Here is a 7515-nt window from a genome sequence, read left to right as displayed (position 1 = left end):
ACATATTACAATCCGGTAAGAAGACATGGGACTCTAGGTGGAGTGAGCCCCATAGACTTTGAGCTAATGAATTAACCCCCTGTGTCTACTTTTAAGGGGTCATTCCAGAGAGAGAAAGATAATTGAGGCGAGAGTGTAGAGTCGAGAGGAGAATGAAGGCGAAAAGCAGGGGTGGTGCTTTAGTGTACACCTCACTGATTTTTATGATTTTCTTACAAGCGATTGATAAATCTTGCGTATACTAAGAGCACATCATCAATAAAAGAGCGAACGCAAATGAACAATCGCGGATTACACGGACTCTTCCTTTTAGGCTCACTGACGCTAATTGGCTGTTCTTCAACAGACGGCATCTCTACCGATAACGCAGACTCTCAAGCGCCAGTAGAATTAAAAAGCGCGGATGCAGCGACCATTGCAACTTGGATCGACCAAAGCGTTCTGATGCCACAGGGCCTTTCTTTAGAAACAGATAAAATTAGCTATGTTACTGGATCAGCGGATTTGAATAGTGATGGCACAGCAGAGCATTTGGTGCTATTCCAAGACCGTTTCTTCTGCGGAAGTGGTGGTTGCACGGCGTATATGTTCGATAACAACGGCAAAGTGCTGAACCGCATGTCGGTAACAAGAACACCAATTGCACTCATTGACAGCTACAGTAACGGTTGGCAAGACTTTGTAGTGTGGAGTAATGGTGCTTACCGTCAGATGAGTTACAACGGTGAATCTTACCCAACGAACCCTTCACTAGAACCTAAAGTTGATCGCAATACGCAAGTACAAACCGCGACGGCGTATGTTATGGCGACCGAGTTATACCAACAAGATGGTTACGACATTATGCCAGCCGATGATAAGCAGATTTGGACCCCGGCGAACGTGTATCACTTCACCTTTAAACACCATGGTGATCCACACAATGTTTACAATGCGACAGTGAACTTGAGCAGCGGTGATGTGGATGTTGAATCAGTGCCAATGCAATAAATTGTCGGTTTAAACACTGCCAACTTAAACAAGAAAAGGGCGAACACTTATTATAAGCGTTCGCCCTTTGTTTTAGGGGATCTTGTGCCCGATATGGTATTTGTTATCCCATGGTTATCGAGGTTACTTGGGCATAATAAAAAACACCTCCCAAAGCCGAGGCTAGAGGGAGGTGTCGAATGCCAAATCGAGGGAGGCATTGTTAACTGTTATTTAATCGCAGTTTGCAATTAAGCTGCAGCTTGTTGTTTCGCTTCTGATTTGTTCTTTAGGAACGCGTAAGTGAAGCCCGTTACCGCTGTACCTGCTGCAATCGCTACCAAGTACATCAGTACTGGCGAGATTGCGTTAGGGATAAGCAGCACGAACAAGCCACCGTGTGGTGCCATCAGTTTTGCACCGAACAGCATAGATAGTGCACCTGTTAGTGCGCCACCTGCCATACATGATGGGATAACACGCATTGGATCTTTCGCTGCAAATGGGATAGCACCTTCAGAGATAAAGCACAGACCAAGAACGAATGATGCTTTACCCGCTTCACGCTCACTTTGCTCAAACTTGTTCTTAGCAAGGAATGTCGCAAGACCCATACCAAGCGCAGGAACCATACCTGCCGCCATGATTGCCGCCATTGGTGCGTAAGTTTGTGAAGCCAATAGACCCACACCGAATGCGTAAGCGGCTTTGTTTACTGGACCACCTAGGTCGAAACACATCATTGCGCCAAGGATAATACCCAGTAGAACTGCGCTGTCAGAACCCATGTTGTTTAGGAAGTCAGTTAGGCCGTTCATGATGCCAGATACTGGACCACCCACGATGTAAATCATCACCAGACCCGTGAACAGTGTCGCCACGAAAGGAATGATAAGGATCGGTTTAAGCGCTTCCATTGATTGTGGAAGTTTTACTTTATCGGCAAGGAACTTAGCAGCGTAACCGGCGATGAAACCTGCTGCGATACCACCAAGGAAACCTGCGCCAGTTGAGCTAGCAAGCATACCGCCCACAAGACCCGGAGCCAGACCTGGACGGTCAGCAATAGAGAAGGCGATGTAGCCAGCAAGAACTGGAATCATCAATGCGAATGCTGAGCCACCACCAATGTTCATCAGTGCTGCTGCTAGCGTACCTTCTTCTTTAAATGCTTCGATACCAAATACAAAGGATAGGGCGATGATCAAACCACCGGCTACCACAACTGGAAGCATGTGAGATACACCTGTCATTAGGTGTTTGTATGCGCCTTTCTTCTCTTCTGTCGCTGATGATGCGCTAGAAGAACCAGAGTGTTGGTATACGGTTGCTTGTTCAAACGCTTTGTCCATTTCTTCCGCTGTTTTCTTCAGCGCTGGACCTGTTTTTGTGCGGTACATTTTCTTGCCGTTGAAGCGGTCAAGAGGAACTTCAATATCCGCTGCGATGATCACTAAATCTGCGTCTGCGATTTCTTGATCAGTCAGTTGGTTTTTCGCACCTACTGAGCCACGCGTTTCCACTTTAATTTGGTGACCACGACGTTTGCCTTCTTCCTCTAGCGCTTCCGCTGCCATGAAAGTGTGTGCTACGCCAGTTGGACATGCTGTGATCGCAACGATCTTCTTCGTTGCAGATGCGCTTTCTGCTGGTGCTACTTGTGCTGTAACTGTGGTTGCTTGCTCTAGTGTTGCTGAGTTTTCAACCGCAGTCTGTAGGAAAGCCATTGCGTCTTTTGCAACGGCGCTGATATCTGCTTGGTAGACTTTTTTACCTACGAAACGAGAAGTATCAACTGGAGTGTTAGCCGCAATTACGATCGCTTCTGCTTGTTCAATGTCAGCGTCTGTTAGCAGTGTTGGTTCAACCACGCTTGATTGGCATTCAATCTTTGCGTTCCAACCCAACTTAGCTGTTGCTTGTTCTAGTAGGCCTGCCGCAATGATGCTGTTCGCAACACCACTTGGACAAGCTGTAATAATGGCAATATTCATACTGATAACCTTCTGTTCCTTAGTTTTTGTCTAAGTTCGTATTAGGGTAAAGCTCGGTTACTTGCGTTTGGAGCTTGATGTTCTCCAGTTCTTCCTGACTGGTTAGGCCAACGCCAACTTGGCTTACTGCTAGGGCAGAAAGCGCAGTAGCGAAGCGCAGTAAATCGTTTTTCGGCATCACTTGCATGTGACCCCAGCACAAGCCAGCCACAAGCGTATCGCCAGCGCCAACAGTGCTTACTACATTCATTCGTGGTGGTTGAGCACGTAGCCATTCGCCTTGGTTAAGCCACATCACGCCGTCTGCACCCATAGAAACCACGATGTTCTCAATGCCTTTATCGCTTAGCGTTTGCGCTGCTGCTTGGCATTGTTCTGGCGTCGAAAGGTGCTCGCCGACAAAGTCACTTAGCTCTTCGTCGTTTGGTTTGATCAACCAAGGATGAGCGTCGATGCCTGAGCGTAGTGCTGCTTTGCTGCTATCGAACAAGACTTTCTTGCCTTGCTGATGCAGTTTCTCAATCCATGCTGCGCATTGCTCTGCAGTAACACCGCCCGGTAGGCTGCCTGCCAATACAAAGTAATCGTGTGTTTCTGCAAGGCGGAATAGGGTTTCTTCAAAGCGTGCGATTTCTTCTGCCGTAACTTGAACGCCAGGGAAGTTGATGTCGCTCACTTGGCCATCGGCTTCAACCAATTTCACGTTGATGCGAGTTGCGCCTTCGACTTCAACGAACTCGTTTTTAACCTTGATATCGCTAAATAGCTGGTGGAACAGCTCTGGGTTGTCTTTGCCAAGAAAGCCCGTCACTGTTACGTCTGCACCTAGGTCACTAAGTACTTTCGCTACGTTTACGCCTTTACCAGCCGCGTGTAGGTTGCTCTTTTCCACTAGGCTGACAGAACCCACATTGATTGAGTCCAGTGAACCTGTTAGATCAAGGGCAGGGTTAAGCGTGATGGTAACGACTTTGTTGGTTTTCAATGCTGTCATTCTCTCGCCCCTTAACCTTCGCCAAGACCAGATGCGATTGCTTTACCGATTGACTCAAGTGCTTGTGCAGCATCTGGACCTTCAGCAGAGAATTGAAGCTGGTGACCGTGTTTCACACCTAGCGCGATAACTTTCATTAGGCTCTTCGCGTTTACCGCTTTGCCATCGCCATCTAGGTTTGCCACGCGAATGGTAGATTCGAACTTTTTCGCTTCTGCTACTAGCATTGCGCCAGGACGAGCGTGTAGGCCGTGGGCGTTTTTGATTTTGAAGATTGCTGTGTTGCCATCCTCAGCCGCTTCAGTTGCCATTTCTTCGCCTTTGAACAATGCAAGGATCTGTTCAGCAGAAGCATCAAGTAATTTGCTGTGTTCGTTGTTAAACACAAGCTTTGAAATCGTGCTTAGGATAGATTGATGAGCGTTGTTGCAAGCTGCGAACGCAACTAGAGCACGCACTTTCTCGCCTTCGAATTCACAATCATTGGCTGTTGATACAAAAGAAACACCAGTACGAGTTACTTGTTTATCACTACCAACAAGCCATAGACCTTGGCCTAGATGCGTTGGCGTTTTTGTTACTAGGTCTGCAACGAACTCAGTACCTGCACAACCTGTGTTTTTAAGTAGGCCGCCAGCTACCGCGCTCATTTGAATCATGTCACTTGCTGGGAATAGCAATTGAATGAGAGAAGCATCGAAATCCGCTTCTAGCTGAACGTCGCCATGAAGTAGGGCAATGATGTCGTCTTCGTTTTTCGCATTGCGTAGACGCTCTTCAACGCCGTCAGCGCCCAATACTTTTGTTAGCTGCTTAAGAATGCCCAAGTGCTCGTCTGATTTCGCCGCAATACCGATAGCAACGTAAACTGTGTTGCCGCCGCCCCATTCAACGCCTTCTGGGAAGTGGTGAACAGCAACGCCTGTGGTTTTCACCATTGAGCGCGTGTCAGTCGTGCCGTGTGGAATCGCGATACCGTTACCTAGAAACGTAGAGTTCTGGTTTTCACGATTTAGCATGCCTTCTACATAGCCTTGTTCAACCAGACCTTTGTCTGTCAGGCTCTGAGCGATGCTTTTGATCGCTTCAAACTTATCTGTAGCGGATTGAGATAGGGTAATGTCGTTCTTACTTAGCTTAAGCATGGTGCTTCTCCAGCCTTAAGGTATCTATTTCTAATTCATCTTGGCTACGCAGTACTTTGTTTGCGTAACGCCGTTTATCTATGGTTGCTGAACGTGTCTTTGTTCGTCATTTCTCTATTAGAGTCGGTTTTGCTTAACCACAATTTGCTGAACAAAAGAAACTGAATCGATTCAGCACTTGGTCAAATTTTTTAAAACACTCAGCGAAACTGTTTTTAAAATCGAAACTTAACCACTCAGTGTCTCAATGCTTTTAAAGCCTAGCAAAGGGAGACGGTATTGCTTGATTTTGGTGATTCTCGTCAATTTTTGAGTTTTGCTGAATCCTTTCAGCTTTTATACTGAATCGGTTCAGCATATAATTCAACTTATCGAAGGATCGTTGATGTATTAATATGATCCCGCGCACAGAATAGGGCTTAGAATATGACACTGGATGAAATAGCGAAATTAGCTGGGGTTTCAAAGACCACGGCAAGCTATGTGATTAACGGAAAAGCGCAGAAATACCGCATCAGCGAAAAGACTCAAAAGAAAGTCATGGCGGTGGTTGAGCAGTACAATTACAAACCGGATCACGCAGCATCTTCTTTAAGAGCGGGCAACTCACGTTCGTTCGGTTTGATCATTCCAGATTTAGAGAACACCAGTTACGCACGTTTAGCAAAACTGATTGAACAGAACTCGCGTAAAGCGGGCTACCAAATTTTGATTGGTTGCTCAGACGACAATCCGCAAACCGAAGAGAAGGTGGCAGAGGCGCTGGTTAGCCGCCGTATTGATGCGTTGTTTGTCGCCAGTAGTATGCCTGCCGCCAGTGAGTATTACTTAAAGCTGCAAAACTCGGGCACACCCGTAATCGCACTCGACCGTCCTATGGATGATGAACACTTTTGCTGTGTGATCAGTGAAGATTTCGATGCGGCATTTGAGCTGACAGAATCGGTACTGTCTTCGGAGATTGAGTCCATCGGTCTGATTGGCGCATTAGAAGAACTTCAAGTTTCTAAAGAGCGTGAACTGGGCTTCCGTTCTGCTTGCCAGCAAGAAGGTAACGAGGCTTTGGTAGGCTATGGCCAGCACTTCTCCCGTGAAGAAGGGAAGAAGGTACTGGAAGGTTGGATTGCAAAAGGCCAGCTACCTGATGCGGTAGTGACTATGTCATACACCTTGCTAGAAGGCGTGTTGGACGTAATGTTAGAAAAGCCTGAACTGATGGGTAAGGTGCGTTTGGCTACCTTTGGTGATAACCGCTTACTCGACTTTCTGCCAATCAAAATCAACTCGCTACCACAGCAATTTGAGCTGATTGCCGACAGCGCTATGGAGCTGGCTCTCAATGCTTCAGCAAAACGCTATAAGGCTGGGGTGGAGTTGATTCCGCGTAAGATCGTGAAACGTCACAACGACGCTAAAGCTTAATTTCTACTGTCAGCGCCACAAAGGCGTGGTCGCTGGCGTTTTTATCTCTCTCAAAAGACGGGTTAATTAGGTGTGTATCCAGCACTTGATAATTCGTCACTTCTGCTATGGATACATCGGCGTGCGCATCAAACTCCTGCGACAGTAGTATGTAATCCAACACGTTTCCTTTCGCGAAGTGGTAGTGTGTTGCTGGTCTTGATTCTAACGATGGTGCCACTTGCAATTCCCAGCCATCACAAAGTCGCAAGTCAGTGACGCTGTCACTATATTGTTCAACCAAAACGTTATTAACGCTCGTTTTAGTGATGGCTTGGTTCATGTCACCCATCAACAATGTCGGCATCGGGTTATTCGCATAGTGCTTTTGCATTGCATCGCGCAGCATTGCAGCTTCCCAACCCCGTTGTTGTGTTGATAGCCAGCGGGCAATGGGTCTGCTGGCCTGTTCTGGTGTCTCTGAGTCTGCAGGGCGTTGTGACTTCAAGTGCGTGACGTACACGCAGATATGCCCAATAATTGGGTGAATAATGGTTGCCCGAACGGGTTTGCGGCTGAACGGCGGCGCGTCGATATCATCAAAGGCATTGAGCGTATCTTGATCGAATGTGACGGCTTCAAAGCTTTCAATGGGAAAACGAGAGGCCACGGCAACAACAGGACGAGAGTATATGTAGTCGCCCTCGATATGCGGTGTATCGACACAGGCAAAGTATTGGTAACCGATCTCAGCAAAGAAGGTTTGGGTTTCTTCAATGCTGAACACTTCTTGCAAGCCGATGATGTCGGGATTGAGTTGGTCGAACTGCGATTTGGTCCAAGTGAGTTTGTCCTGCCAATCGTCGAGGGAGTAAATGTTCTCGAAGTCATAATACGCGCCAGGAGGGGCGACAAAGTTCAATAGGTTGGCGGTGGCAAAGGTAATGTGGTTCTTATTAGACAAAATATCGCTCGTTCAAGGAGTTATTGGGTGAGTATATACCCAATTGGA

The 7515-nt window shown here is 47.1% G+C and carries 6 protein-coding genes; 2 read left to right on the top strand and 4 right to left on the bottom strand.

The features are described from left to right. The first annotated feature begins 276 nt into the window (after positions 1-276). Positions 277-990 carry a hypothetical protein gene (locus QTO06_RS23170; protein WP_331410015.1) on the top strand — a complete coding sequence of 238 codons (714 nt, stop codon included), beginning with the start codon at positions 277-279 and terminating at the stop codon, positions 988-990. A gap of 230 nt (positions 991-1220) precedes the next feature. Here the strand turns inward: QTO06_RS23170 and fruA are convergent, their stop codons facing one another. From fruA to fruB, 3 genes are read right to left on the bottom strand one after another with little or no spacing between them, the layout of a single operon-like run. Then, positions 1221-2963: a PTS fructose transporter subunit IIBC gene (gene fruA, locus QTO06_RS23165; protein WP_331410014.1), complete on the bottom strand. Its 1743-nt coding sequence runs from the start codon at positions 2961-2963 to the stop codon at positions 1221-1223. A gap of 19 nt (positions 2964-2982) precedes the next feature. Continuing rightward, the gene (gene pfkB / locus QTO06_RS23160; protein ID WP_331410013.1) at positions 2983-3957 is read right to left on the bottom strand and encodes a 1-phosphofructokinase; all 975 of its coding nucleotides are present in this window, start codon (positions 3955-3957) and stop codon (positions 2983-2985) included. An 11-nt stretch (positions 3958-3968) separates the two neighbouring features. Beyond that, complete coding sequence (gene fruB, locus QTO06_RS23155; RefSeq protein WP_331410012.1) at positions 3969-5102, bottom strand: fused PTS fructose transporter subunit IIA/HPr protein; 1134 nt, start codon at positions 5100-5102, stop codon at positions 3969-3971. A 426-nt stretch (positions 5103-5528) separates the two neighbouring features. Here fruB and cra point away from each other — a divergent pair, with 426 nt between their 5' ends. Continuing rightward, positions 5529-6524, top strand: a complete 996-nt coding sequence (cra, locus tag QTO06_RS23150; protein ID WP_331410011.1) for a catabolite repressor/activator — start codon at positions 5529-5531, stop codon at positions 6522-6524. Here the strand turns inward: cra and QTO06_RS23145 are convergent. Further along, positions 6514-7467: an endonuclease/exonuclease/phosphatase family protein gene (locus QTO06_RS23145; RefSeq protein ID WP_331410010.1), complete on the bottom strand. Its 954-nt coding sequence runs from the start codon at positions 7465-7467 to the stop codon at positions 6514-6516. The genes cra and QTO06_RS23145 overlap by 11 nt on opposite strands. Positions 7468-7515 lie beyond the last annotated feature (48 nt).

Origin of the sequence: Vibrio sp. M260121 (assembly GCF_036533715.1) — a bacterium.
GTDB lineage: Bacteria > Pseudomonadota > Gammaproteobacteria > Enterobacterales > Vibrionaceae > Vibrio.
Note: the sequence above shows the minus strand (reverse complement) of the source record. Positions and strands in the feature narration are given on the sequence as shown.

Excerpts from the sequence above, each read along its gene's own strand:
- QTO06_RS23170 (WP_331410015.1), top strand. The coding sequence starts at position 277 with ATGAACAATCGCGGATTACACGGACTCTTCCTTTTAGGCTCACTGACG.
- fruA (WP_331410014.1), bottom strand. The coding sequence starts at position 2,963 with ATGAATATTGCCATTATTACAGCTTGTCCAAGTGGTGTTGCGAACAGC.
- pfkB (WP_331410013.1), bottom strand. The coding sequence starts at position 3,957 with ATGACAGCATTGAAAACCAACAAAGTCGTTACCATCACGCTTAACCCT.
- fruB (WP_331410012.1), bottom strand. The coding sequence starts at position 5,102 with ATGCTTAAGCTAAGTAAGAACGACATTACCCTATCTCAATCCGCTACA.
- cra (WP_331410011.1), top strand. The coding sequence starts at position 5,529 with ATGACACTGGATGAAATAGCGAAATTAGCTGGGGTTTCAAAGACCACG.